At 67.4% G+C, this 24,762-nt stretch carries 19 protein-coding genes; 11 read left to right on the top strand and 8 right to left on the bottom strand.

Annotated features, from left to right (window positions below):
• Positions 1 to 8 precede the first annotated feature (8 nt).
• Positions 9 to 677: a maleylacetoacetate isomerase gene (gene maiA, locus HLA98_RS09325; protein ID WP_057500405.1), complete on the bottom strand. Its 669-nt coding sequence runs from the start codon at positions 675 to 677 to the stop codon at positions 9 to 11.
• Positions 678 to 691: 14 nt separating this feature from the next.
• Positions 692 to 1,681 (bottom strand): fumarylacetoacetate hydrolase family protein, encoded by a 990-nt coding sequence (locus tag HLA98_RS09320; protein WP_057500400.1) that lies wholly within the window; start codon positions 1,679 to 1,681, stop codon positions 692 to 694.
• 945 nt (positions 1,682 to 2,626) lie between these two features.
• Here HLA98_RS09320 and HLA98_RS09315 point away from each other — a divergent pair.
• The 3 genes from HLA98_RS09315 (at position 2,627) to HLA98_RS09305 (ending at position 5,619) form a co-directional block, all read left to right on the top strand.
• Complete coding sequence (locus tag HLA98_RS09315) at positions 2,627 to 4,048, top strand: DEAD/DEAH box helicase (protein WP_057499856.1); 1,422 nt, start codon at positions 2,627 to 2,629, stop codon at positions 4,046 to 4,048.
• Between the two features lie 231 nt (positions 4,049 to 4,279).
• A complete protein-coding gene (locus HLA98_RS09310) occupies positions 4,280 to 4,903 on the top strand; it encodes a hypothetical protein (RefSeq protein ID WP_057499855.1) in 624 nt (207 codons plus the stop codon).
• Positions 4,904 to 4,995: 92 nt separating this feature from the next.
• Entirely contained in the window at positions 4,996 to 5,619 is a 624-nt protein-coding gene (locus tag HLA98_RS09305; protein WP_057499854.1) for a porin family protein, read from the top strand.
• 127 nt (positions 5,620 to 5,746) lie between these two features.
• On the opposite strand, the gene HLA98_RS09300 is transcribed toward HLA98_RS09305, so the two are convergent.
• Positions 5,747 to 8,338 carry a M14 metallopeptidase family protein gene (locus tag HLA98_RS09300; RefSeq protein ID WP_057499853.1) on the bottom strand — a complete coding sequence of 864 codons (2,592 nt, stop codon included), beginning with the start codon at positions 8,336 to 8,338 and terminating at the stop codon, positions 5,747 to 5,749.
• Between the two features lie 74 nt (positions 8,339 to 8,412).
• Positions 8,413 to 11,052, bottom strand: coding sequence for a TonB-dependent receptor (locus HLA98_RS09295; protein WP_057499852.1), 2,640 nt, complete (start codon positions 11,050 to 11,052; stop codon positions 8,413 to 8,415).
• 192 nt (positions 11,053 to 11,244) lie between these two features.
• Here HLA98_RS09295 and queD point away from each other — a divergent pair, with 192 nt between their 5' ends.
• Both queD and HLA98_RS09285 read left to right on the top strand, forming a co-directional pair.
• Entirely contained in the window at positions 11,245 to 11,607 is a 363-nt protein-coding gene (gene queD, locus HLA98_RS09290; protein WP_049444904.1) for a 6-carboxytetrahydropterin synthase QueD, read from the top strand.
• A 116-nt stretch (positions 11,608 to 11,723) separates the two neighbouring features.
• Positions 11,724 to 12,071, top strand: a complete 348-nt coding sequence (locus HLA98_RS09285; RefSeq protein ID WP_057499851.1) for a phasin family protein — start codon at positions 11,724 to 11,726, stop codon at positions 12,069 to 12,071.
• Between the two features lie 434 nt (positions 12,072 to 12,505).
• Here the strand turns inward: HLA98_RS09285 and asnB are convergent, their stop codons facing one another.
• The gene (asnB, locus tag HLA98_RS09280) at positions 12,506 to 14,407 is read right to left on the bottom strand and encodes an asparagine synthase (glutamine-hydrolyzing) (RefSeq protein WP_057499850.1); all 1,902 of its coding nucleotides are present in this window, start codon (positions 14,405 to 14,407) and stop codon (positions 12,506 to 12,508) included.
• A 350-nt stretch (positions 14,408 to 14,757) separates the two neighbouring features.
• Between asnB and HLA98_RS09275 the strand changes: the two genes are divergently transcribed.
• The gene (locus HLA98_RS09275) at positions 14,758 to 15,447 is read left to right on the top strand and encodes a winged helix-turn-helix domain-containing protein (RefSeq protein ID WP_049444898.1); all 690 of its coding nucleotides are present in this window, start codon (positions 14,758 to 14,760) and stop codon (positions 15,445 to 15,447) included.
• Positions 15,444 to 16,790 (top strand): ATP-binding protein, encoded by a 1,347-nt coding sequence (locus HLA98_RS09270; protein WP_057501682.1) that lies wholly within the window; start codon positions 15,444 to 15,446, stop codon positions 16,788 to 16,790. The genes HLA98_RS09275 and HLA98_RS09270 overlap by 4 nt, the downstream gene beginning before the upstream one ends.
• Here the strand turns inward: HLA98_RS09270 and HLA98_RS09265 are convergent.
• On the bottom strand, positions 16,787 to 18,256 hold the full coding sequence (locus tag HLA98_RS09265) for a sensor histidine kinase (RefSeq protein ID WP_057501681.1): 1,470 nt from the start codon (positions 18,254 to 18,256) through the stop codon (positions 16,787 to 16,789). The two genes, HLA98_RS09270 and HLA98_RS09265, sit on opposite strands and share 4 nt — an antisense overlap.
• On the bottom strand, positions 18,253 to 18,972 hold the full coding sequence (locus HLA98_RS09260) for a response regulator transcription factor (RefSeq protein ID WP_057501680.1): 720 nt from the start codon (positions 18,970 to 18,972) through the stop codon (positions 18,253 to 18,255). Before HLA98_RS09260 ends, HLA98_RS09265 begins: the two co-directional genes overlap by 4 nt.
• Before the next feature lie 144 nt (positions 18,973 to 19,116).
• On the opposite strand from HLA98_RS09260, the gene msrB reads away from it, so the two are divergent.
• The 4 genes from msrB to HLA98_RS09240 all read left to right on the top strand — a co-directional run bounded on the left by msrB (position 19,117) and on the right by HLA98_RS09240 (position 23,901).
• Entirely contained in the window at positions 19,117 to 19,689 is a 573-nt protein-coding gene (gene msrB, locus HLA98_RS09255) for a peptide-methionine (R)-S-oxide reductase MsrB (protein ID WP_057501679.1), read from the top strand.
• 2 nt (positions 19,690 to 19,691) lie between these two features.
• Complete coding sequence (locus tag HLA98_RS09250; RefSeq protein ID WP_057501678.1) at positions 19,692 to 21,461, top strand: cytochrome c biogenesis protein DipZ; 1,770 nt, start codon at positions 19,692 to 19,694, stop codon at positions 21,459 to 21,461.
• A 14-nt stretch (positions 21,462 to 21,475) separates the two neighbouring features.
• Positions 21,476 to 22,213: a peptide-methionine (S)-S-oxide reductase MsrA gene (gene msrA / locus HLA98_RS09245; RefSeq protein ID WP_057501677.1), complete on the top strand. Its 738-nt coding sequence runs from the start codon at positions 21,476 to 21,478 to the stop codon at positions 22,211 to 22,213.
• Between the two features lie 242 nt (positions 22,214 to 22,455).
• Positions 22,456 to 23,901: an aminotransferase-like domain-containing protein gene (locus HLA98_RS09240; protein ID WP_057501676.1), complete on the top strand. Its 1,446-nt coding sequence runs from the start codon at positions 22,456 to 22,458 to the stop codon at positions 23,899 to 23,901.
• Between the two features lie 122 nt (positions 23,902 to 24,023).
• On the opposite strand, the gene bioD is transcribed toward HLA98_RS09240, so the two are convergent.
• On the bottom strand, positions 24,024 to 24,710 hold the full coding sequence (gene bioD, locus HLA98_RS09235; protein WP_057501675.1) for a dethiobiotin synthase: 687 nt from the start codon (positions 24,708 to 24,710) through the stop codon (positions 24,024 to 24,026).
• Positions 24,711 to 24,762 lie beyond the last annotated feature (52 nt).

Below are 24,762 nucleotides of genomic sequence, written 5' to 3'. Positions count from 1 at the left end.
TTTTGGGATCAGGCGGCGTCGGGCTGGTTTTCCGGACGCGCGCTGTCGAAGGCGTCCAGCGCTTGGCAGGCCGCCTCGATACGGCGCAGGGTCGGGTACGGCGTCAGGTCCAGGCCGAAGCGGTGTGCGTTGTACAGCTGCGGCAGCAGGCAGATGTCGGCCAGTCCGGGGCGATCGCCGTGGCAGAAGGTGCCGGTGTCGCGGCTGTTGGCCAGCATCGCTTCCATCGCAGCAAAGCCTTCGGCCATCCAGTGCAGGGTCCACTGCATGCGGGCATCGGCCGGCAGCTGCAGGTTGCGCTCCAGATACTGCATCACCCGTAGGTTGTTGATCGGATGGATGTCGCAGGCCACCAGCTGGGCCAGGGCCCGCACCCGCGCGCGGCCGGCGGCGTCGGCCGGCAGCAGCGGCACCTGTGGGAAGCGCTCATCCAGGTATTCGAGGATCGCCAACGACTGGGTCAGCGCATGCCCCTCGTGCAGCAGGGTCGGCACCAGTTGCTGCGGATTGAGGGCGCGATAGGCGTCCAGGTGCTGCTCTCCGCCTTCGCGCACCAGGTGCACCGGCCGCGCCTCCCAGGCCAGGCCCTTCAGCTCCAGGCCGATGCGCACGCGGTAGGCGGCGCTGGATCGCCAGTAGGTGTACAGCACGATGCCGTCGTCAACCAGGATGTCCATCGCCGCCTCCATGCTCAGGGCTTGGCCGCCTGTTCGATGCGCTGCTCGATCGCACCGAAGATGCTGTTGCCCGCGGCATCGAGCATCTCGATGCGGACTACGTCGCCGAAGGACATGAACGGCGTGCTCGGCTTGCCGTCACGCAGGGTTTCGACCACGCGCTGCTCGGCGAAGCACGATGCGCCCTTGCTGGTGTCTTGGTTGGCGATGGTGCCCGAGCCGACGATGGTACCGGCGCCCAGCGGACGGGTCTTGGCCGCATGCGCGACCAGCTGGGCGAAGTTGAACTGCATGTCCACGCCCGCTTCCGGCGCACCGAACCATTTCCCGTTGATGTGGGTCAGCAGCGGCAGGTGCACCTTGCTGTCCTGCCAGGCCGCACCCAGCTCATCGGGGGTGACGAACACCGGCGACAGCGCCGAACGCGGCTTGGACTGCAGGAAGCCGAAGCCCTTGGCCAGCTCGCCCGGGATCAGGTTGCGCAGCGAAACATCGTTGACCAGGCCGACCAGCTGGATATGGCCCGCAGCCTGTTCCGGGGTGGCGGCCATCGGCACGTCGTCGGTGATCACCACGATTTCCGCTTCCAGGTCGATGCCGTAGTCCTCGCTGACCACCTTGACCGCATCGCGCGGACCGTAGAAGCCGGCGCTGGTGGCCTGGTACATCAGCGGATCGGTGTAGAAGCTCTCCGGCACCTCGGCGCCACGGGCACGGCGCACGCGCTCGACATGCGGCAGGTAGGCGCTGCCATCGACGAATTCATAGGCGCGCGGCATCGGCGCGGCCAGCGCCTGCGGGTCAAGGTCGAACACGCCGTCGGCATCGCCGGTGTTGAGCGATTCGTACAGGGCGTTCAGGCGCGGCGCGATGTGGCTCCAGTCTTCCAGGGCATGCTGCAGGGTGGCGGCAATGCCGGTGGCGCGCACGCCGTGGCGCAGGTCACGCGAGACGACGATCAGGGTGCCGTCGCGGCCGCCTTCCTTCAAAGAACCAAGCTTCATGGGTGGGTGTCCGGAGTCGTGGGCAAACAAGTTTCAAGTGTAATCAAATATGCGGCGGCGCCAAGCTGCAGCGCGGCATCGTGCCACCCTACCGTAGTGGGGTTCGGCAGGGCTTGCAGCCCTGCACCTGCTCAATGCAACGGCAACGGCAACGTCAAAAGCGGCTCTGGCGTTCTGCTGGTTGGGCGGGGCGGTGTGGGTGGGCAGGACACGCCGTAAACCCCCCTCCGGGGTCCGGCCCAGCCGCCGGCGGCTGGGCGTTCGGGCGCTTGCGAAGCAGTGCTTCGCAAGCAAAGCGCCCTCACCCATGGGGGCTCGATGGCGCCATCCATGGCGCCAACGGTCCTGCCCACCCCCACCGCCCCACCCCCGACAGTTTCCCGATGACGGATCGAACATCCAGATCATTCATCGTCGAAATCCGTCAGATATCGAAATAAATCGAATGAGATTCGACAGATCACGAAAAACTGTCGAAGGCGGGGTGGGTCCGGTTGAGGGGGCGTGAGCGGCATGGATGCCGCGACCGAGCCTACATGGACGTATTTACGGCGTCCCCCTCAACCGGACCCACCCCGCCTACCCTCAGCACACCCGCTTTTGACGTTGACGTAGCTCTGGCCTCTGCGGGTGCAGGGCTGCAAGCCCTGCAGGCAGAACCCTTACCTGAACAGGCCTTTTTGCGTGAAGTCTCAAACATCGTTTAGACTTGCGGAGTCTGCAGCGGCCGTCCGTTTCCCTCCGGGATCGCCGGCGACCAGGGTCCGCCCTCTTCGCCCGCCCCCACTCCGACGCCGTTCGTCACGCATTCCAGCCTGCGCTTCGTGCCGGCTGCACCCAATTCTCGCAGCGCGGTTCACGGGAACGCTCCGAGTCAGCCGATCAGTTTGATCTGCCCCCGTCTGTCCGCTCGGACAGGCGTTTCTTGTACTTGGAGCAATCTCAATGTCTTTTGAATCGCTGGGCCTGGCGCCCTTCCTGCTGCGTGCGCTTGCCGAGCAGGGCTACGAAAACCCGACCCCGATCCAGCAGCAGGCGATCCCGCTGGCGCTGGCCGGTCGCGACCTGCTGGCCGGCGCACAGACCGGCACCGGCAAGACCGCAGCGTTCGGCCTGCCGCTGCTGCAGCACCTGGGCACCGCCTCGCAGGAAGTGCGTGCCGGCCCGCGCAAGCCGCGCGCGCTGATCCTGGCCCCGACCCGCGAGCTGGCCACCCAGGTGCATGACAGCCTGCGCGGCTACAGCAAGTATCTGCGCATTCCCAGCGCCTGCATCTACGGTGGCGTCGGCATGGGCAACCAGCTGGACATCCTGCGCCGTGGCGTCGACCTGCTGGTCGCCTGCCCGGGCCGCCTGATCGACCACCTGGAGCGTCGCAGCATCGATCTGTCCGGCATTGAACTGCTGGTCCTGGATGAAGCTGATCGCATGCTCGACATGGGCTTCCTGCCGTCGATCAAGCGCATCCTGACCAAGCTGCCGAAGCAGAACCGCCAGACCCTGCTGTTCTCGGCTACCTTCGAGGACAACATCCGCCAGCTGGCGCTGGAGTTCATGCGCAACCCGGAACAGATCCAGGTGACGCCGAAGAACACCGTGGCCGAAACCATCACCCACCGCGTGCACCCGGTCGACGGCGGCCGCAAGCGCGACCTGCTGCTGCACCTGCTGGCGCAGGACAGCCGCGAGCAGACCCTGGTCTTCGCCCGCACCAAGCACGGCAGCGACAAGCTGGCCACGTTCCTGGAAAAGTCCGGCATCAAGACCGCAGCGATCCACGGCAACAAGAGCCAGGGCCAGCGCCTGCGTGCACTGGGTGACTTCAAGGCCGGCCGCGTGACCGTGCTGGTGGCCACTGACATCGCCGCGCGCGGCATCGACATCAATGAGCTGCCGAAGGTAATCAACTTCGATCTGCCGATGGTGGCCGAAGACTACGTGCACCGCATCGGCCGTACTGGCCGTAACGGTGCAACCGGCCAGGCGATTTCGCTGGTGGCGCAGGATGAAGTGAAGCTGCTGCGTGCGATCACCCGCCTGCTGGGCCGCGATATGGACATCCGCGACGTGCCGGGCTTCGAGCTGCAGACGCCGATCCGCTGGGGCAACAGCGCACCGGGCAAGGCCGAGCACGATACCGGCGAGCGCGCACCGCGCAAGAGCCACGCACGCCGTCCGCACGGCGATGCGCCGCGCCATGCGCATGCCGGCCCAAAGAAGGCCGGTGGCGGCCGTCGCGAGGGCGGTGGCAATGGCCAGCAGCGTGCCGGTGCGGGCGCGGGTCAGGGCCAGCGTCGTGGCGGCGGCGGCAATGGTGGCGGCCGCGGTCGTGGCCAGGGCGGCAACGGCGGCGGTCGCGCCGGCTGATCCCGCCGCACCTGCAACGCACGAAGGGGCGCAGCGCAAGCTGCGCCCTTTTTTCTGCGCGTCAGGAATCAGGCATTTCCTGAATGGATCAATACCCACTGTCAGCGTCATCGCGGGCGATGTATGCGTCGCGTGAAATTTGGCTAGACTCGGCCGGCGACATGACGTCGCAGCCGGGCCACGTCACTGCACGTCCCGGTCTGGATTGGTATCTGATTAAGGACAAGCATGATGCGCAAGATTTTCCTGGTATCCGCGCTGCTGATCAGCACTCCACTGACTGCCATGGCCAGTGACGGCATGAGCTACACGTATGTGGAAGGCGGCTGGAACCGGCTCCAGATCAGCTCCAATGCCCACAACGATCCAAAGGCCGATGGTGGCTATGTACGTGGCTCCTTCGCCGTCGCCGAACAGGTCAACGTGTTCGGCGGCTGGTCGCGCGTGAGCGATACCACGCGCTACGCCTATTCCAGTGTCAAAACCACGTTCGACCAGCCGCATCTTGGCCTTGGCTACCACATGCCGATCAGCGACCGGCTGGACTTCACCGCCGACCTGGCGTGGAACCGCCGCAGCGGCAAGGACAAAGTCCACTCCGACGGCGTGACCTACACGAACAAGACATCCGTCAATACAGCCGTCGGCAATGTCGGCCTTCGCGGCAAGCCGTCTGCAATGACCGAGGCGTGGATCAAAGCAGGCTACATCGACGGGAACAACCACTTCGATGGCACCTGGACAGGCACCATCGGTGGTCAGGTCAGCTTCAACCGTACCTGGGGTGTGGTTGCCGAAGGCCAGTTCTACGACGACTTCGCCGAGTACCGTGTAGGCGTACGCGCAAGTTTCTGATCGGGATCTGCATTCTCCTGGCCCCGGACTCCCCGTACTGCGGTGCGGGGCGTCGCTGCTCCGCGTTGTCGCGCCACACAAGGACTTGAAAGATGCGCAAGATGCTCCTGGCAACCTGCCTGTTGCTGGTAACACCACTGCTGGCGTCGGCCAGCGACGAACTCAGCTACACCTATGTGGAAGGGGGCTGGAACCGCCTGCGGCTGGACGCTGACAGCGCGGGTGATATGACCTTCAACGGCGGGTATGTGCGGGGTTCGTTCGCTGTCACACCACAGTTCCATGTAATCGCCGGCGCTTCTCGCGTCAGCGCAAGTGACCATCGGGGCGATGCGCGGGTGAAGACCACTCTCGACGTTCCGTACCTGGGCCTGGGATATCACGCACCGATCAGCGACCGCCTGGACTTCACCAGCGAGTTCGCCTGGAACCACCGTTCGGCGAAGTCAGACTATGGCGTCGGCAACGAGCGGTCCCGCCAGACTTCGCGGTTCAACCAGGTGCTGGGCATGGTGGGTGTGCGCGGCAGGTTCACCGACAGTCTGGAAGGCTGGCTGAAAGGCGGCTATGCCAACGGTGGCGATGGACAGGACGCACGCTGGTATGGCGTGGTGGGCGGCCAGGTAAACATCACCGATACCTGGGGCCTTGTCCTGGAAGGCCAACTCGACAAGGACACGACCGAATACAGAGTGGGCGTGCGCGCCAGCTTCTGATCGCCGTTCCCGCTGCGCGGGGCTATCGGGGACGGCGCTGGCGCGTCGTCCTCTTCTGTTGCCGGCCAGTGGCCGGCATTACCGTTTTCCTCTTCCAGGCTCGTGCATGACATGAGCGCGCAGATCCTCAACCCCGCGCCTTGCTCGGATTCACCAGATTCCCGAAGAAGATCGCGTTGATCAGCAGGCGATCCGTGCCGTGCCAGTACTTGCGATGCGCCGGATCATCGGCGAACAGCACCACATTGCCCTGCCCCTGCGCCGACACCAGCAGCCACGCACTGCCTGCCACCCGCGCGCGGTTGCGCTCGGACAGATAGCCGTTCACCCGCGGCGGCGTGTCGATGCGCACCACCGTGGAAAACGGGTTCGCGCTCGGCTGCAGCGTCACCGTGTTCTCCTTGTTGATCGCCAGCTGCCGGCGCGGCACGCCGAACGCCAGTGGATGGCTGATATCCACGTCGGCGCTGAGGATGTTGCCGCTGACCCGCTCGATCGCGGCGATATCGCGCTGGTCGCCGAACGCGCGGCGGCTTTCGTCAGCAGTCTCTTCCTTGCCGAGCTTTTCGCCGTCGGCCAGCTTCTGTTCGATCGCCCACTTCGAGGCACCGCCGTAGGTCACCAGTGAACCACCGGCCTGCACCCAGCGCTTCAGTGCAGCCACTGCCGTGGCATCGACGCCCGTGTAGGTACCGCCGGACAACACAATCGTGGTGTAGCGGTCCAGCGGCACCTTGCCCAGCTGCTGCGGGTCCAGCTTGCTGGCCGGCAGGTGCAGCTGCTGGTCGAGCAGGAACCACGCCGATCCGATCTCGGTGGCGGCCACGCCCTCGCCCATCACCAGCGCGACCGCAGGCTTGCGCAGCGCTTTCACGCCGTCACTGCCGAGGTCGATGCCTTCGCGGCTGCGGCCGCTGGACAGCGCGTGTACCTGTACGCCCGCCTCGCGCGCGGCGGACGTCACTGCCTCAAGCAGCGCCGCCCCCTGCAGCGACTGCCCGGCAACCGGAACGACCAGGCTGCCGGCGGCGAAGCTGATGTCGCCCTGCGCGGTCGCGGTGGTGAACGGCTGGAATGCCGCGCGTGCATTCACGCCCTTGCCCTGCAGCGCGGCCAGCGCGCGCCCGGCGTTGTAGTCGCGCCAGTCGATGGCGTAGGCGAATCCGGCCTCGCCGCCCAGCACCGCGCCCTGCTCCACCGGCAGCGCGGCCACGCGTTCGCCGCCTTCGATGCGGCTGCGGCTGCCCGCAAAGGCCACGCCGTAGGCTGGTGCGATTGCATAGCTGGTGCTGCCGTAGAACACATCCCCCTTGATCGGCGGCGTCTCGGCAAAGATCGAATGCACCAGGCGGAACTGCTCCTGCTGCACCGGCACCACGTAGGCGCTGCCGGCATCGAAGCGCTGCCCATCGACAGTGACGGCACGATCCAGCGCGCGCACCTCGATGCGATGCAGCAGCAACAGTTCCAGCAGGCGCCGGGTCAGTGCCGGATCATGCGCGTCGCCGAACACGAAGCTCTTCACCGGCTGCTGCGCAGCCTGCTTCAGCGCGCTCTGGAAGAATTGCTTCTGCAGGTCGAACAGGCCGCTGCGCTCGGTCACCGCGCCACGCACCGTGCCCAGCCCGGTGGCGACCTGGTTGCGGATGGTGAAGGGGAAGGTCAGCAGGCCATTCACCGATTCCTGCACGCGGCCGCGCGAGCTGGCCTGCTCGACGGTAACGCCGACAGCGCCATGGAAGTCCGGATAGGTGGAACCGTACACCGGCGAGAAGTTGTCGAAATTCTCGCCGGTGTAGTACAGCGAACCCAAGGCATCCAGCGCCTCCGCGTGGTACCTGGCGAGGGTCTTGTTGAATTCATACGACGCCGCCGGAATCAGCGGGCTGTGCATGCTCTTCGGCGAGGGCTCGAAGTAGTAGGTGCTGTCCTTGCCCATCTCGTGGAAGTCGATCTGCACGTTCGGGTACCACTGGTGGAACACCTCCACCTTCGGCCGTGAGTCCTGCTGGGTCAGGGCCAGCCAGTCGCGGTTGAGATCGGTGAAGTAGTGGTTGGTGCGCCCTTGCGGGAACGGCTCGACGTGCTCCTTGTCGGCCGGGTCGGCAGAGGCTGGATCGGAGGCCCAGGCATTGTGCCAGTTGGCGGCGCGATCGCGGCCATCCGGATTCTGTGCCGGGTCGAACAGCACCACCGCCTGCTGCAGCCACTGCTGGGTTTCGGCACTGCGGTTGGCCACCAGGTAGTACGCCGTCAGCATCGCCGCCTCGGCACTGGAGGTCTCGTTGCCATGCACGCTGTAGCCCAGCCACACCACCACCGGGCTGTCACCGGCGGCGCTGCGCGGCTGCGCCGGATCGGCCAGGGTCGCGTGCTGCTGGCGGATCTGTTCCAGCCGCGCATGATTGCCTGCAGCGGTGACGGTGGCGATCAACAGCGGGCGACCTTCATAGCTGCGGCCGATCTCGCGCACGCTGATCTTGTCCGAGCACTTGGCCAGTTCCTGGAAGTACGCCACCAGCTGGTCGTGCCGGGTGTAACGGCTGCCGATCGGGTAACCGAGGAACTGCTCCGGCGTGGGCACCGCTGCATCGAACGCCGCTGCGTCGGTGACCTGCGGGAAGAAGTACGCACTCTGTGCCTGCGCCGGCTGCGGCGAGGACAGTGCGGTGGCGGCGGCAAGCAGCAGCGGAAGAACGGCACGGCGATGCAAGGACACGGTGACTCCCCTGGAACACAACGGCAGACGATCGCGCGGCCGGTCCCCTCAGGTGACCGGCCGCGGCGGATGGATCAGAAGCGGTAATCGAAGCCCAGCGTGAAGTAGCGGCCACGCAGGTCGTACTGGCTGAAGTCATACGGCGCGCGGATGCCCGGGAACGAGGCGTCGTACGGCGGCGTCTTGTCGGCCAGGTTCTGCACCTTGGCATACACGGTCAGCTTGTCGATGCCGGTGTAGGCCAGGTACAGGTCGTACTGGCTGTAGCTGCCGACGCGCTGCTGCACGGCCTTGGCGGCGGTGCTGGCTTCCTGGCGGTAGCTGCCGGTGTAGTACCAGGTCACGGCGGCATTGAAGTCGCCGTACTTCCAGTCCAGCGTGGTGGTGGCCTTGTCCTTGGGCAGGGTCGCGCCCAGGTTGCTGCCGGCGTAGTCCACCAGCGGGCCGCCGACCACGGTCGGGCGGCGGTAGTCGCGCACGTGGGTGTAGGCCGAGGACACGGTGAAGTCACCCAGTGCTGCGGTCGGGATGCGCTGGCGCAGCTCGACGTCGATGCCCGAGGTCTTCAGCTCGCTCAGGTTCTGGTAGCGGTTGTAGACCGCCTGCAGCTTGCCACGCTCATCGCGCTGCACCGCGCCGGCCACGTTGTCGTTGACCAGGGTCTGGGTGTTGTTGGTGCCGACCAGGTTGTCCAGCTGGATGCGGTAGTAGTCCACGCTCAGGTTGGTGTTGGCCCACGGCGACAGCACCACGCCGAAGTTCACGCTCTTGGTGCGCTCGGGCTTCAGCGCGTTGTTGCCGACGGTGAAGAAAGTCGGGTTCTGCCGCGAGCCCGGCACGTCCGGATCACGCGGATCGACCACGCTGCCGTAGGCGATGCTGGTGCTGTTTGAGTTTTCCGACAGCGACGGTGCGCGGAAGCCCTTCGACGCCGACGCTCGCACCAGCAGGAAATCCAGCGGCTGCCAACGCAGGCCGAGCTTCGGCGAGAACGCATCGCCGAAATCATCGTAGTGATCGGCACGCGCGGCGGCGGACAGCTCCAGCGTCGACGCCAGCGGCACGTTCACTTCGGCATAAACGGCACTGACCTGACGCTTGCCGTGCACTTCGGCGATGGCCGGGCGCACCTGCAGGCCGGCGTCGATCTGCCATGGGTTGTTGGAATCGAGCTTCTCGCGGCGCCACTCGGCACCGGCAGCGAAGCCGATCTCGCCGGCCCAGGTGTGGCCCAGGCTGCCGGAAATCTTCGCATCGATACCCTGCAGCTTGGATTCGGCCGGACGCAGCGTGGCGATGTTGATCGAGTCGCGCACCGACTGCGGCGTGGCCGCCGGGTTGAGCAGGTTGTAGCTGCCCGTGGCCAGCGCATCGGCCAGTGCCCACCGATTGGCGAAGCCACCGGACACGCTCTCGCGCTCGCTGCTGCGTGCACCGAACGCGGCCACTTCCCAGTCCCACGACGCGGTGGTGCCACGCAGGCCGAACACGCCGCGGTAGGCGGTGGAACGGTTGGTCTTGATCGTGCCGCCCAGGTCGAAGAAGGTGTACTCGATCGGGATCGCGCGGCCGTACGGGTTGTACGGATTGTTGGCCGGCAGCAGCGACGACACCGGCTCGGCCAGGCCGCTGTTGGCGTTCAGTGCGAAGCGGCCGCTCTCCAGGGTGAAGAACGGGCTGCTGCCGAACCACGCGGCACTCTTGATCTGGCTGTACAGCACTTCGCCGAACGCTTCGACGTTGTCGTTCAGGCGGAAGGTGCCGTTGGCGTAGGCCTGGTAGCGCTTGGTCGAGGGGATCAGCGTGGTGAACGGTGCCTGGTTGAAGCCGCAGGTGTCGCCGGCCAGGCCATCGATCGGCGCGCTGGCCACGCGGGTGGTGCCGGTCGGGCAGTTGCCGTTGGCGTCGAGCATCGGTACCGACACGCCGTTGACCAGGTAGCGCGCGCCCTTGGCCGACCAGCCGTTCCAGCGCCCACCCAGCTTGTCGGTGTAGATGCCGCTCCTGGTCAGGTTGCGTTCGTCCTGGTCCAGGCGCTCACGGTTGTACCCCTGCAGGCTGAAGAGGATGTTGTAGCCATCGGTGTCGAGATCACCCAGGCCGCCGACGAACTTCAGGTTCTGCTCGTGCAGGCCGCCCTGGTCGGCACCGCCGAAGCTGCCGCCGATCTCGGCGCCTTCGAAGTTCTGCCGGGTGATGATGTTGACCACGCCGGCCACGGCGTCGGAGCCGTACACCGCCGAGGCGCCGTCCTTGAGCACTTCGATGCGCTCGACCGCGACCAGCGGCAGCGCGTTGAGGTCGACGAAGGTATCGGACAGGCCACCGGCCGGGAAGCCGTAGTTGGCCAGGCGACGGCCGTTGAGCAGCACCAGCGTGTTTTTCTGCGACAGGCCACGCAGGCCGATGCCGGCCGAGCCGGACGCCCAACCATTGTTGGTGGTTTCGTTGCTGGCGTTGCCGGTGTTGGCCGAGATCGAGCGCAGCACGTCGGCCACGGTGGCCTTGCCGGTCTGTTCCAGCTGCTGGCGGCCGATCACCTGCACCGGGTTGGAGGCCTCGGTATCGGTGCGCTTGATGTTGGAACCGGTGACGCGCACGGCGGCCAGGGTGCTGGCGTCGCCACTGGCGTCGGCGGAGGTTTCGGCGGCGGCGGACAAAGGCGCGGCCAGAGCGACGGCCAGGGCCGCCACGAGCAGGGTGTGCTTGGGCATGACGATGTGGGGGAGGTGGAAAGGGCGACGTAGTCCCGCAGTAGTCCATGCCTGGCCAGGGTCCGGCCAATAACATCTCTTCATACGGATATAAGAGAAACTATCATCTCTTCATCCGGATGGAAAGACTTACTTCACAAAAACCCAACATCCGCTCAGGCCGGCCGGCCACCTGCGGCGTACAATCGCGCCATGGAAATCTTCAAAGTCTTCATGCTCGAGGCGGCGCACCGCCTCCCCAACGTGCCGCCGGGGCACAAGTGCGCGCGCCTGCACGGCCACTCGTTCCGGGTGGAATTGAAGGTCGAGGGCGAGCCCGGTGCGCAGACCGGCTGGATCATGGACTTCGGCGACGTGAAGGCGGCCTTCCAGCCGATCTACGACCGCCTGGACCACCACTACCTCAATGACATCCCCGGCCTGGAGAACCCGACCAGCGAGAATCTGGCGGTGTGGATCTGGAACGAACTCAAGCCCAGCCTGCCGGCGCTGAGCGAGATCACCGTGCACGAAACCTGCACCTCCGGTTGCCGTTACCGCGGCCCGGCGGCCTGATCAACCTATTGATCTGAAAGGTGTTTCAAAGGCGCCGTGGGCGCCTTTGTTATTTTTGTTGCATTGCCGCATCAACGGCGTATGCTGCATTGCATCAAGCCACTCCCTGATGCCCCATGGCCACCGCCTTCAGCGATCGCTTCAGTGATGCCACCCGCCAGTTCGCCGCCGCGGCAACGCGCGCGAACCGGTTGGCGTTGGAGAACGCGGAAAGCATGTTCGGCGTGCAGCTGAAGGTGATGGAGCGCAACCTGACCGCGACCGGCGGCTGGCTGGGTGAACTGGCCCGCAGCGACGACGCGGCCGGGATGCTCAGCAAGGGCGCACAGCTGTGGCAGGACAACCTGCAGCGGCTGGGCCAGGCCCAGCAGGACGTGGTCGGTCTTGGCCTGGTGGCCGGCAAGGCCTGGTCCGAACTGGTGCAGGGCTACAACGAATCAACGGCGGACGCGAACAACCACTGACGCGACGCAACGCTCATTGCGTGGGTCCCTCCCCCCACGCAATCCGGACCCGGCAGATCCCTCCCTCTGCCGGGTCTTTTTTGCCTGGCGTCCGGATTGCAGAGCACTTCTTCGTCTCACTTCTCTGCGAACTGATTGGCCCCGCCTGGGCGGGCAGTGGCCTGGGCAAATGTCCCCCGGCGCCGGCCGTTGGCCGTCACCTCCTCCTTTACTTTGCCCAAACCCCTGCCCGCCCCGACGAGGCTCGGCGTGCGGTAGGTAGAGCGCAGTGCTCGCGGCAGCCTTTCAAGGAGGCGCCGATAGATTTCGAACGCAGGGCGGAGGCCCTTGCGTACGAAGTAAAGGGGGAGGTGACGGCCAACGGCCGGCGCCGGAGGACATTCGTACGCAAGGGCCTCCGCCCTGCGCCGCGCAGGACAACCCGCGAAGGAACCTCAGCGCCCCCGCCCACCGTGCCAGTGCTGGTGCCATGCCTGGAACATCAGGACGTTCCACAGGTGCGTGTGCCACTTGCGCTCGCCGCGCAGGAACGCTTCCCAGATACCGCGCACGCGCGCCGCATCGAAGCAGCCCTGGTTGCGCAGCAGCTGCGGGTCCAGCAGCGCCTCGGCCCAATCGCGCAGCGGGCCGGCCAGCCAGCGTGCCATCGGCGGGCCGAAACCGCGTTTGGGCCGGTACACCAGCGGCTCGGGCAGATAGCGTGCCAGCAGGTGCTTGAGAATGCGCTTGTGCTCACCGTCGTGATACTTCAGGTGCTGCGGCAGCCGCCAAGCCAAGCGCACCACTTCCATGTCCAACAGCGGCGCACGGGTTTCCACCCCGGCCGCCATGCCGGCACGGTCGACCTTGGCGAGGATGCCCTCAGCCAGATCCATACGGAAATCCAGCAGCTGGATGCGGGCTTCGGCCGGCAGCGCCGTGTCCTGCTGCTGGAAGATCGTCATCGGCTCGCGCGCGCCCAGCACCACCTGTGCCGGCTGCCGCCAGCGCGTCACGCGCTGCAGGTAGTGACCTTCCACGTCATTGGCGGCGACCTCGGCCACCAACGCACGCCAGCCGCCCAGGCGGCCACGCTCGACGTTCATGCGGTTGCCGCTGCGCCGTGCCAGATCGCGCACCCAGTCCGGCAGGCCACCGCACAGGCGCGCATTGCGAAGCGCGCGGCCATAGCTCGGGTGGCCGAAGAACAGTTCATCGCCACCGTCGCCGGTGAGCGCCACCGGCTTGCGCGCGCCCAGCAGTTCACTGGCCAGCAGGGTCGGCAGCTGCGAGGCATCGGCGAACGGCTCGCACCAGACCTGCGGCAGCCGCTGCAGCAGATCCAGGCCCTGGCGCGCGTCCATCCGGTGCAGATGGTGCTGCACGCCCAGATGCCGCGCGACCTGCGAGGCCCAATCGCTCTCGTCATGGCCGGGATCGTCGAAACCGACCGTCCATGCTTCGATCGGCAGGGTGGATTGGGCCTGCATCATCGCCGTCACCAGCGACGAGTCGGTGCCGCCGGACAGGAACGCGCCACAGGCCAATGGCGAGTGCATGCGTGAAGCGATGGCCTTCTGCAGTACGGCTTCCAGCTGGTCTGTGGCCTGCTCAAGGCTCGGCGCCGGCAGCAGTGGTTCCTGCAATGCGCTCTGCATCGCATCGCGTGCGCACCAGTAACGCGCGCCCCCCTGCGCGGCCTGGCTGGAGTAACCCGCAGCATGGTCGCTGAGATCGATGCGCAGCACCGCGCCAGCCACCAGCTTGTGGATGCCCCGGTAGATCGTGTGCGGCGCCGGCACATAGTCGTGGCGCAGCAGCAGGCTCAGCGCATCCTGGTCGATGCTCGGCGCGAAGCCGGCGAACGCCTGCAGCGCCTTCATTTCGGAGGCGAACAGGAACTGGCCCTGGTACCAGCCGTAGTACAGCGGCCGCTCGCCAACCGGATCACGGGCCAGCCACAGCACGCGCGACTCCCGGTCCCAGACGCTGAAACCGAAGGCGCCCTCGATGCGGGAAAGTGCCCGCTCCACGCCCCATTCAACAATCGCCTGCAGCAGCAGCCGGGCATCGCTGCAGCTGCGCGGCAGCTCGTGCAGCTGCGACTGCAGGTCGGCGCGGTTGTACAGGCGGCCGTCCAGGCACAACACGTAGCGACCGCAGTCCGAGCTCAGCGGCTGCAGCGGCGTGTCGGTCGGTGCCCGGCAGTGCCCCAGTGCGAGGCCGGCCTCGGCGTCGGTCCAGTAGCCGATGCGGCCCCGGCCGCGCTGCTGCAGGGCGCGCAGCATCGGCGCCAGCTGCTGCAGCAGATGCTCGTCCTCGGCCGGCGGCAGCCAGGCGCCAACCACGCCACTCATCGGGCACCTCCGCAGTGGCAGCGGCGGGACGGGTTCAGCAGGCAGGGGGCGGCGGGCGACATGGGGGCGGCACGCGGAACGGAGGAGACTCCATGCTCAGCCCGTCCCCCGCCCTGCGTCAGTCGCGTTGCTGTCAGCGATGGTCACCGGACGTATCACGAAGGTAACGTTTTGTAACGGCAACCGGCTATGCTGGGCGGCAAGTTGTTGCCGGGGCTGAGACCCGGCCGGTGCGCCAGCAACCCCGGCTGAATGGCGCCCGCCCCCGGGACCCGGGCGGCCCGAAGGCTGGGATAGCATCGCCGCGCTCGTGCCGTGGCGGTACGTTTGCGTCCACGGAGGCCTTGAAAATGCTGGATATCGTACTGGTCGAAGACGATGCCCGCCTGGGTACGATGGTCAGTGACTATCTGCAGCGGCATGGTTACCAGGTCGCCCACGAGCGCAGCGGCGAGCGTGCGGTGACCCGGATCCTGGCTGAGAAGCCGGCCCTGGTCCTGCTGGATGTTGGTCTGCCGGACCAGGACGGTTTCGAAGTGTGTCGACAGATCCGGCCCCACTACGACGGCATCATCTGTGTGCTGACCGCCCGCACCGACAACATCGACCAGGTGCTGGGACTGGAGCTGGGGGCCGACGATTACATCGGCAAACCCATCGAACCGCGGGTGCTGCTGGCCCGCCTGCGTGCGCACCTGCGCCGCCATCGCCGGGTCGAACCGCGCGACGGCAGCCTGCGATTCGGCGAGCTGAGCATCGACCCTTCCACCCGCAACGTCCACCTGCAGGGCAGCCTGCTGGAGCTGACCACGGCCGAGTTCGACCTGCTGTTCCTGCTGGCCAGCAACGCCGGCCAGATCCTGGACCGCGATGCACTGTTGCGCGGCCTGCGTGGCATCGCCTTCGACGGCCTGGACCGTTCGATCGATGCACGCATCTCGCGCCTGCGCCGCAAGCTGGGCGACAACCCTGAACAACCGGAGCGGATCAAGACCGTCCGTGGACGCGGCTATCTGTTCAGCCGCTCGGCATGGGGATGAAGCGCACGCCTTCGGCAATGCGCGGCCACGCCTTCCACTTCCTGCGCTACGGCATTGGCTTCCTGGTTGCCCACCTGCTGCTGATCGTGCTTGGCCTGTGGGCCTGGGATGCACTGCTGGAAGACCGCACCGAAGCCAGCCTGCTGGCCGAGATGCGCGGCACCCATGTGCTGCTGCAGCAACGCTTCGCGGAAACACCACGCGAGCAATGGCCCGCCCTGGCACGCGGGCTCGACGCTGACTTCGCCTACGCCCTGCGGATGGTGCCGCTGGCCGAGGCGGAGAAGGCGCTGTCGGCCAACCAGCGACCGCCGTTCAACAACGGCCGGGTGCAGATCGACCTGGAGCACATGCGCAGCCTGCAGCGGATCGGCGACAGCGACTACGCGGTGATGCTGGGGCCACTGGACGAAGCGCTGCCGGACGAGGGCTGGCAGGACAGCGAAGTGTCCGGCGTGGCGATCCTGCTGCTGATCCTGATGGTGGCAGTGGCACTGCCGATGTACGTGATGGTCTACCGCCTGTGGCGCGACGTCTCGCAGCTGGCCCAGGCCGCCCGGCAGATGCGCGACGGCCAGCTGGATACCCGCGCGCCGCGCGCCGGAACCGCGCTGGTGCGGCCGCTGGCCAATGCCTTCAATCACATGGCCGAGCAGCTGCAGCAGCTGCTGGAAAGCCAGCGCGTGCTGGCCCAGGCGGTGGCGCACGAAGTCCGCACGCCATTGGCGCGGATGCGCTTCGGCCTGGCCGACCTGGAGGACACCGCGCTCGACGATGTGCAGCGCGATGCGCTGGGCGGGCTGCGTACCGATGTCGATCGGCTGCAGCACCTCACCGATGCCGGTGTCGAGTACGCCGCCCTCGGCCGCTGTCACCAGCTGACCCGCCAGCGCCTGCAGCTGGCGGCACTGGTACGTGGCGTGGTGGCCCAGTTCGCACCGCTGCCGATGCCGGTACAGCAGGTGCTGTCGCCGGCAGGCCTGGTCAACGTCAACCGGCACATGCTGGAACTGGCGCTGCGCAACCTGCTCGGTAACGCCCTGCGCTACGCACGGCGGCAGATCCGTATCGCCAGCACGGTCAACGACGGCTGGTTGTGCCTGCAGGTGGAGGACGATGGCCCCGGCATCGCACCCGAATTGCGCGGCCAGGTGCTGCAACCCTATGTGCGGCTGGATCCGGGCAGCCCCGGGTTCGGCCTCGGCCTGGCACTGGTGCAGGTGGTGGCCGACAAGCATGGCGGCCACGTTGAAGTAACCGACTCCGAACTGGGCGGTGCCTGCATCCGCCTGCACCTGCCGCTGGAAAGCAGCGGTGCCGTGGAGAGCGAGACGACCTGCTAGACCGCGGGTTCGGCACGCGGCAAGGCAAACACGAACAACGCGCCGCGCTCGCTGTCGCGCAGTTCGATCCGGCGCCCGTGCAGCTGCACGATGCGCTGCACGATCAACAGGCCCAAGCCGCCGTTCTCGCCGCGCCGTGCTCCCAACGCAGCCGGTGCCTGGAACAACTGGTTCCGCAGCGCTGGCGCCACCCCGGGGCCGTCATCGGCCACGCTGACCTCCACGCTGTCGGGCGTCGCACGCAGGCGCACATCGATCCGGCCACCTTCCGGCGCATGCCGCAACGCGTTGTCGAGCAGGTTGGTCAGCACCCGCTCGACCAGGCCCAGGTCGGCCCGCACCAATGGCAGGCCCGGCGGGAACTCGGCGTGCAGGCGCTGGTTGCGCGCCTGCGCGGCCAGCTCGAACTTCTGCACTACGTCCTGCAGCAGTTCCGGCAGCGCGAACACTTCCCACTCCAGGCGCACTTCGCCATGTTCCAGCCGCGCCAGCTCGAACAGCGCACGCGCAAGCCGGCCAACCTTGGCGCTCTGCGCCAACGCGATACCGAGGTAGCGGCGGCGCTCATCCGGCGACAGCGTAGCGTCCTTCAACGCCAGCGTTTCCAGATAGCCGTGCAGCGACGACAACGGCGTGCGCAGGTCATGCGAGATGTTGGCCACCAGTTCGCGCCGCTGCAGGTCCTGCTGGCGCAACTGCTGCCATTGCTCACCCAGCCGCTGCGCCATCTGCGCGTGTGCGTGTTCCAGGATCACCAGTTCGTCGCGCTCACCTGGGCGCAGCGGCTCCGGCGGCGGCAGCGGCGTCGGCGCATCGATGTCGAAGGCCTGGATGCGCCGGGTCAGCCGCCGCAGTGGGCGGGTCACCCAATAGAACGCCACCAGCCCGGCCAGCAGGCCGAGCCCCCCCACCAGCACGACCGACCACAGCGTGGTGTTCCATTGGCTGCCGGCGGCGAGATCGTCGGCCAGCATCTGCCGGTGCTCGCCCACCAGCACCACGTACACATAGCCGGCCTGGCGACCCTGCACGATCAACGGTGCGGCACTGAACACCTTGCGGCCGTCCGCGCTGCGCGGGTCATCGCCCAGGATCGGCAACGGCGCACCGGCCAGCAGGCGACGCAGTGGCGCCACGTCCACCCGATTGCGCACCAGATGCCCACTGGGCGCATCGTGGCCGAGGATACGGCCCTGGTCGTCCAGCAGGTAGACCTCGACGCTGGGATTGACCGCCATCAACTGGCCGAACAGCGCGCGCACCGCCGCATCACGCATGCCGCTGGTATCCATCAGCTCGCTGCGCTGGGCGATGTGCTCGGCCAGGCCCAGCGACAGCCGCTGCACCACCTCCTGCTCGTGGCGGGTATTGGCACGCATCTGCAGCGCCAGCAGTGCCATGCAGCACATCAGCATCAATGCAGCGATCACCACCGCCAGCTTCTGCCACAGGTTCGGTTTGATCATGTCGCCGCCCCGGCCGGGTCGACCAGCTTGTAGCCACGGCCCCACACCGTCAGCAATCGCCGTGGATTGGCCGGGTCCGGCTCGATCTTGCTGCGCAGGCGGTTGATGTGGGTGTTGACCGTGTGTTCGTAGCCATCGTGCTGGTAGCCCCAGACCTGGTTAAGCAGTTCCATGCGCGCGAACACCTGGTCCGGATGACGGGCGAAGAACAGCAGCAGGTCGAACTCACGCGGGGTCAGTTCCAGCGCATTGCCGTCCACCGAGGCGGTGCGCGCCACCGGGTCCAGTTGCAGGCCGCCCAGTTCGATTGCGCCGGCGTCGATGCGTGCGCTCTGCGCCATCGCCTCGGCACGGCGCAGCAATGCGCGCACCCGTGCCACCAGTTCCGGCATCGAGAAGGGTTTTGCCAGGTAATCATCCGCGCCCAGTTCCAGGCCGACGATGCGCTGGGTTTCGCTGCCACGCGCGCTGATGATGATGATCGGCACATAACGCGCCATCGCGCGTGCACGCTGGCAGACCTGCAGGCCGTCCACGCCGGGCAGCATCACGTCCAGCACCAGCGCATCCCACGGGCCGTCCTGCTCGAGCAGGCGCAGGCCGGCGTCGCCACTGGCGGCATGGGCGACGTCGTAGCCCTCATCGCCCAGATGCATGCGCAGCAGGTCGGCAATGTGGGCATCGTCTTCGACGATCAGCACGCGTTTGGTGGACATCGGCAGCTCGGGGCCAGTGGGGAGGCTGGCTGCATTGTGGCGCGGGATGGCCGCCGATACCTCACGAAAAATTGAATCCTGCGTGAGGATTCGTTGACCCGGGCGGGCGCAGCATGGCCCCGTCGCCCCTTCCCGGAGTCCGCCATGTCCCTGTCCCGCCGCCATCTGCTGGGCCTGGGCGGTGTTGCCACCGCCGCCGGCCTGCTCGGCCTGGGGGCCTGCAGCCGCGCCGCCCCGGCGGCCGCTGAAGCGCGCCCGCCGCGACAGTTCGAAGTCATGCACAGCGATGCGCAGTGGCGCCAGCAACTGACCCCGGCGCAGTACGCGGTGCTGCGCCAGCAGGCCACCGAGCGCCCGTACAGCAGCCCGCTCAACACGGAACACCGGCAGGGCACCTTCGCCTGCGCCGGCTGTGCGCTGCCGTTGTTCTCATCGTCCACCAAGTTCGAGAGCGGCACCGGCTGGCCCAGCTTCTGGGCGCCGCTGCACAACGCCATCGGCGAAGACCGCGACGTCACCTTCGGGATGCTGCGGGTAGAGGTGCACTGCCGCCGCTGCGGTGGCCACCTCGGCCATGTGTTCAACGACGGCCCACGCCCGACCGGGCTGCGCTACTGCATGAACGGTGCGGCGATGGTGTTCGTTCCCGGCGCCACGGATGGCACCGCCGACGGGTGGCGGGTGCCGGTCGGTTCTTCTCCTGTTTCCGGAGCCTGACCATGCTGCTGTTGCTGCTTGCTTACCTGGGGGGCGCATTGACCCTGCTCAGCCCCTGCATCCTGCCGGTGCTGCCGTTCGTGTTCGCGCGTGCCGACCGTCCCTTCCTGCGCAGCACACTGCCGTTGCTGCTGGGCATGGCACTGACCTTCACCGTGGTCGCCAGCCTGGCCGCGGTGGGCAGCCAATGGGTGGCGCAGGCCAACCAGGTCGGACGCTGGATCGCCCTGCTGTTGATGGCGTTGTTCGCGGTCGCCCTGCTGTGGCCGCGACTGGCCGACCATCTTCTGGCGCCGTTCCAGCGCGTGGGTGCCCGCTTGAGCGCGCGTGCCGATGCGGCGGATGCCGCGGGGCACGGCGGCGCGTGGACCTCGCTGCTGATCGGCATCGCCACCGGCCTGCTGTGGGCACCCTGCGCCGGGCCAATCCTCGGTCTGGTGCTGACCGGTGCTGCCCTGCATGGCGCCAGCGTCGGTACCAGTGCGCTGCTGCTGGCGTATGCGCTGGGTGCGATCACCGCGCTGGCGCTGGCGGTGTGGGTGGGCGGCCGCGTGTTCCGTGCGCTGCAGGCGCGGCTTGGCCTCGGCGATGTATTGCGCAAGGTGTTGGGTGTGGCGGCGCTGCTGGCCGTAGTGGCGATCGGCCTGGGATGGGATACCGGCCTGCTGACCCGCCTTTCGACGGTCAGCACTGCGCGCATCGAGCAGGGCTTGCTGGACGCGGTACCCGGTGCGCAGCCAGCGGCACCGCCGATGATGATGATGGCCGGTGCCAACGCCGCGGCCGATGCACCGTTGCCGGTGGAAGGCACCCTGCCCGCGCTGGACGGCGCCACCGGCTGGCTCAACAGCCCGCCGCTGACGAACCAGCAGCTGCGCGGGAAGGTAGTGCTGGTCGATTTCTGGACGTACTCCTGCATCAACTGCCTGCGTGCGATGCCGTTCGTGCACGAATGGGAACGTCGCTACCGCGACCATGGCCTGGTGGTGATCGGCGTGCACACGCCAGAGTTCGCATTCGAACGTGACCCGCGCAATGTGATGAAGGCCGTGCAGCAGCTGAAGGTCGAGTACCCGGTGGCGCTCGACAACCAGTACTCCATCTGGCGCGCGTTCAACAACCGCTACTGGCCGGCGCAGTATTTCGTCGATGCGCAGGGCAACATCCGCGGGCACCAGTTCGGCGAAGGCAACTATGCGCGCTCGGAACAGATGATCCGTCGCCTGCTGACCGAAGCAGGCCAGACGAATCTGCCACCGCCGGCCGATCCGGCCGCCGCCGATCTGAAGGGCGTGGCCGCGCAGGCCGACATGGGCAATCTGCGCTCGCCGGAAACCTATCTGGGCCACGCCCGCGCCGAGCAGTTCTCCTCGCCCGGCGGGCAGCGCAGCGATACCGCGTTCGACTACACCATGCCGGCCACGCTCGCGTTGAACCAGTGGGGCCTGTCCGGACGCTGGACCGTCAGCGACGAAGCCGCACAGCTGCAGCAGGCCGGTGGCCGCATCGCCTTCCAGTTCCATGCGCGCGACCTGCATCTGGTGCTGGCGCCGGGCCAGGGTGGAAAGCCGGTGCGCTTCCGCGTGCTGTTGGACGGCAAGCCGCTGCCCGCCGGCGATGCCGGCAGCGATGTCGGTGCCGATGGCAGCGGTGTGGTCGACGAGCACCGCCTGTACCAGCTGATCCGACAGCGCGGCACGATCGGCCCGCACCGCTTCGAGATCGAATTCCTTGACGCGGGCGTGCAGGCCTACGCCTTCACCTTCGGTTGAACCGGGAGCACACGATGAAACTCTCCTTTGAACAAGGCATCGCCGCCGGTGTTGCAGGTCTGGTGGCCACGGCGTTGATCGCCGGTGTGCTGCTGGTCGACCATGGCGCGGCCGCGGCGCCGGTCGAAGCCAGCGCGCAGACCCAGGCACTGCCGGCACCCACCGGCGATGCGGCGTTCCGCGATGACGCGACCCACGCCAGCGTGGTGTTCGCCGGCGGTTGCTTCTGGGGCGTGCAGGGCGTGTTCCAACACGTCAAAGGCGTGAGCAATGCGGTGTCCGGCTACATCGGTGGCAGCGCTGCCAATGCCCGCTATGAGCGGGTCAGCAGCGGCCAGACCGGTCATGCCGAAGCGGTGAAGATCGACTACGACCCACGCCAGGTCAGCTACGGGCAGTTGATGCAGGTGTTCTTCTCGGTGGCGCACGACCCGACCCAGCTCAACCGCCAGGGGCCCGACCACGGCAGCCAGTACCGTTCGGCGATCTTCACTGATGACGCCCGCCAGCAGGCGGCCAGCCGCGCCTACATCGCCCAGCTCGGCCAGGCCGGCAGCTACCGCGCCCCGATCGTCACCCAGCTGGTCAGCGGCCAGCGCTTCTACCCGGCCGAGAGCTACCACCAGAACTACATGACGAACTACCCGCAGGCGGCCTACATCCGCTACTACGACGCACCGAAGCTGACCGCGCTGGGCAAGCAGTTCCCGGCGCTGTACCGGCGCGAGGCGGCGCTGGTGCCGATGCGGTAGCCGGCATTCCCCCTTGGGCTGGCCGACGCTCGGCGGTGCTCTTCTGTAGAGCCGAGCCTACGCTCGGCTGCCGTTGGCGGAAGTACAGCCGAGCATGGGCTCGGCTCTACACACAAAAAAAGACGCACGGCCATCCGGCCGTGCGTTTCGAAAGACCGGCCGTGCCCCGATCAGGCCCGGCCGACAACGACATGCTAGGCTCGCCATCATCATGGGTACAGCACCAGATGGCGGGAAATTCGATGGATACAGATGACCAGAGCGCGATGATCCCACCCCGCTACCAGCGGCTGTCCGACGAGCTGGCCGAAGCCATCCACGGCGGCCGCCTTCCGGTCGGCAGCCGCCTGCCCTCGCTGCGGCAGATGGCCCTGCAGCGCAGGCTCAGCCTGAACACAGTGATTGCCGCCTATCGCCAGCTGGAGGATGCCGGCCTGGTCATTCCGCGGCCCAAGGCCGGCTTCGAGGTGGCGCCGCGGCTGTCGGTGCCGGAGCGTTCGCTGCGCGACACCCCGTCCGCGCCCACCGCGCCGCTGCAGCAGGTGCTGATGGCCCGCGTGCTGGAGGCACAACGTCGCCCCGGCGTGATCGACCTCGCCTTCGCCGGCCCGCGCGGTCGCCAGTTCTATCCAGGCGCTCAGCTGGCCCGTCACACCGCGCAGGTGCTGCGCCACGGCCAGCAGACGGTGGAGACCTATGCGCGACCAAACGGATCGCCGCGTCTGCTGGCGCAGATCGTGCGACGTGGCCCGCGCATGGGCCTGCACACCCACAGCGAACGCCTGCTGCTGACCCACGGTGCGATGGAAGCGCTGCAGCTGGCGCTGCGCGCGGTCACCCAGCCCGGTGATGCGGTGGGCATCGAGGCGCCGTCCTACTTCAACCTGTACCCCCTGCTGGCCAACCTCGGTCTGCAGGCCATCGAACTGCCCACCCACCCACAGCACGGACTGGATGTGGATGCGCTGGATGCGCTGCTGGAGCACACGCCGCTGGCGGCTCTGGTGGTGATGCCGACCGTGCACAACCCGCTCGGCTGCACCATGCCGACAGTGGCCAAGCAACGCCTGGCCGAACTGGTCAACGCACGGCAACTGCCCCTGATCGAGGATGCGGTGTACGCCGAGCTGCAGTTCTGCGAACCGCCGGCACCGCTCCTGAAGGCCTTCGATCGCGATGGCTGGGTGATGGTGGTCGGTGGTTTCTCCAAGACACTGGCGCCGGATTACCGCATCGGCTGGCTGGATGGAGGCCGCTTCGCCGAACGCATCGCGCTGCTGAAATTCCAGTCCACCGGCGGCGAGCCGCAGTTGCTCGGCGATGCGGTGGCGGCGTACCTGGAGGCGGGCAGCTACGAGCACCACCTGCACCGCATGCGTCGCCTGTATCGCGAACAGGTCGGGCGCCTGCGCCAGCTGGTGGCCGAACACTTCCCGGCCGGCACCCGTGCCACCGAACCGCAGGGCGGATTCCTGCTGTGGCTGGAACTGCCGGGCGTGGATACGCGCGAGCTGTTCGAGCGTGCACTGCAGGAGGACATCGTGTTCATGCCCGGCCAGGTCTATTCGCGCGGCGCACGCTACCGCCACTGCCTGCGGCTGTCGTGCTGCCAGACGCTGGATGCACGCTTCATCGGTGCGGTGGAGAGGCTGGGTGCGATCGCGCGGGAGCTGGCGCGGGCTGATTGATAGGTAGAGTCGACTGTTAGTCGACTGCTCTTCACCGGATGCCCGAAAATCCCGCGCTGCGCGCGCGAGTCGACTGACAGTCGACTCTACCCTCTCCGGCATCGATTTCGCGTTTCAGCAATTCAGGCGTCGAGCAGGTGCGCGCTCAGCGCTTCACCATCCGCCCCCGGCAGATGCGGCAGCCGCCCCCAGTACGGCATCGGCAGGCGCTGCTGCAGTGTGGCGATGTTTTCATCCTGGCGCTGCATCGCCGGGTCGATGTGGTTGCCGATCCAGCCCAGGCAATCCACGCCGCTGGCCTGCAGCGACTGCGCGGTCAGTCGCGCGTGGTTGACGCAGCCCAGCCGCATGCCCACCACCAGCAACACCGGCAACCGCAATGCGCGCACCAGGTCGAGCTGGTCGAGCGTGGCCGAGACCGGCGCCAGCCAACCGCCAACACCCTCCACCACCACCACATCGGCCTGTGCACGCAGACGTTCGAACGCCGCCACGATCGGCGCCAGCTCCACCTGCACGCCATCCTCGGCAGCGGCCAGCTCCGGCGCCAGTGGCAGGCGCAGCGCAAACGGGTTCAGGTCGGCATAGTCCGGCACCGGCCAACTGGCCGCCTGCAGCGCCAATGCATCCTCGTTGCGCAGGCCCTGGCCCAGGTCCTCGCTGCCGCTGGCCACCGGCTTCATGCCGACCGCGCGCAGGCCGCGCCGGCGCAGCGCATGCAGCAGTGCGGTGCTGGCCGCAGTCTTGCCGATCTCGGTATCGGTGCCGGTGACGAACAGGGCGGGCGGCAGCGTGGCGGGCAACGGCATCGACGGGCTCCAACGGGGCAACAGAGCGTGCATTATCGCCGGCCCGGCGCGC

The organism is Stenotrophomonas africana, assembly GCF_013004645.1.
GTDB classification, from domain to species: Bacteria; Pseudomonadota; Gammaproteobacteria; order Xanthomonadales; family Xanthomonadaceae; genus Stenotrophomonas; species Stenotrophomonas africana.
This window is presented reverse-complemented; position numbering and strand designations above follow the sequence as displayed.

Bases quoted from the DNA above. Each gene is read 5' to 3' on its own strand.
- asnB (WP_057499850.1), bottom strand. From the start codon at position 14,407: ATGAGTGGCGTGGTTGGCGCCTGGCTGCCGCCGGCCGAGGACGAGCAT.
- maiA (WP_057500405.1), bottom strand. From the start codon at position 677: ATGGACATCCTGGTTGACGACGGCATCGTGCTGTACACCTACTGGCGA.
- HLA98_RS09285 (WP_057499851.1), top strand. From the start codon at position 11,724: ATGGCCACCGCCTTCAGCGATCGCTTCAGTGATGCCACCCGCCAGTTC.
- HLA98_RS09250 (WP_057501678.1), top strand. From the start codon at position 19,692: ATGCTGCTGTTGCTGCTTGCTTACCTGGGGGGCGCATTGACCCTGCTC.
- bioD (WP_057501675.1), bottom strand. From the start codon at position 24,710: ATGCCGTTGCCCGCCACGCTGCCGCCCGCCCTGTTCGTCACCGGCACC.
- HLA98_RS09240 (WP_057501676.1), top strand. From the start codon at position 22,456: ATGGATACAGATGACCAGAGCGCGATGATCCCACCCCGCTACCAGCGG.
- msrB (WP_057501679.1), top strand. From the start codon at position 19,117: ATGTCCCTGTCCCGCCGCCATCTGCTGGGCCTGGGCGGTGTTGCCACC.
- HLA98_RS09315 (WP_057499856.1), top strand. From the start codon at position 2,627: ATGTCTTTTGAATCGCTGGGCCTGGCGCCCTTCCTGCTGCGTGCGCTT.
- HLA98_RS09310 (WP_057499855.1), top strand. From the start codon at position 4,280: ATGCGCAAGATTTTCCTGGTATCCGCGCTGCTGATCAGCACTCCACTG.
- HLA98_RS09265 (WP_057501681.1), bottom strand. From the start codon at position 18,256: ATGATCAAACCGAACCTGTGGCAGAAGCTGGCGGTGGTGATCGCTGCA.
- queD (WP_049444904.1), top strand. From the start codon at position 11,245: ATGGAAATCTTCAAAGTCTTCATGCTCGAGGCGGCGCACCGCCTCCCC.
- HLA98_RS09270 (WP_057501682.1), top strand. From the start codon at position 15,444: ATGAAGCGCACGCCTTCGGCAATGCGCGGCCACGCCTTCCACTTCCTG.
- HLA98_RS09320 (WP_057500400.1), bottom strand. From the start codon at position 1,681: ATGAAGCTTGGTTCTTTGAAGGAAGGCGGCCGCGACGGCACCCTGATC.
- HLA98_RS09305 (WP_057499854.1), top strand. From the start codon at position 4,996: ATGCGCAAGATGCTCCTGGCAACCTGCCTGTTGCTGGTAACACCACTG.
- HLA98_RS09275 (WP_049444898.1), top strand. From the start codon at position 14,758: ATGCTGGATATCGTACTGGTCGAAGACGATGCCCGCCTGGGTACGATG.
- HLA98_RS09295 (WP_057499852.1), bottom strand. From the start codon at position 11,052: ATGCCCAAGCACACCCTGCTCGTGGCGGCCCTGGCCGTCGCTCTGGCC.
- msrA (WP_057501677.1), top strand. From the start codon at position 21,476: ATGAAACTCTCCTTTGAACAAGGCATCGCCGCCGGTGTTGCAGGTCTG.
- HLA98_RS09260 (WP_057501680.1), bottom strand. From the start codon at position 18,972: ATGTCCACCAAACGCGTGCTGATCGTCGAAGACGATGCCCACATTGCC.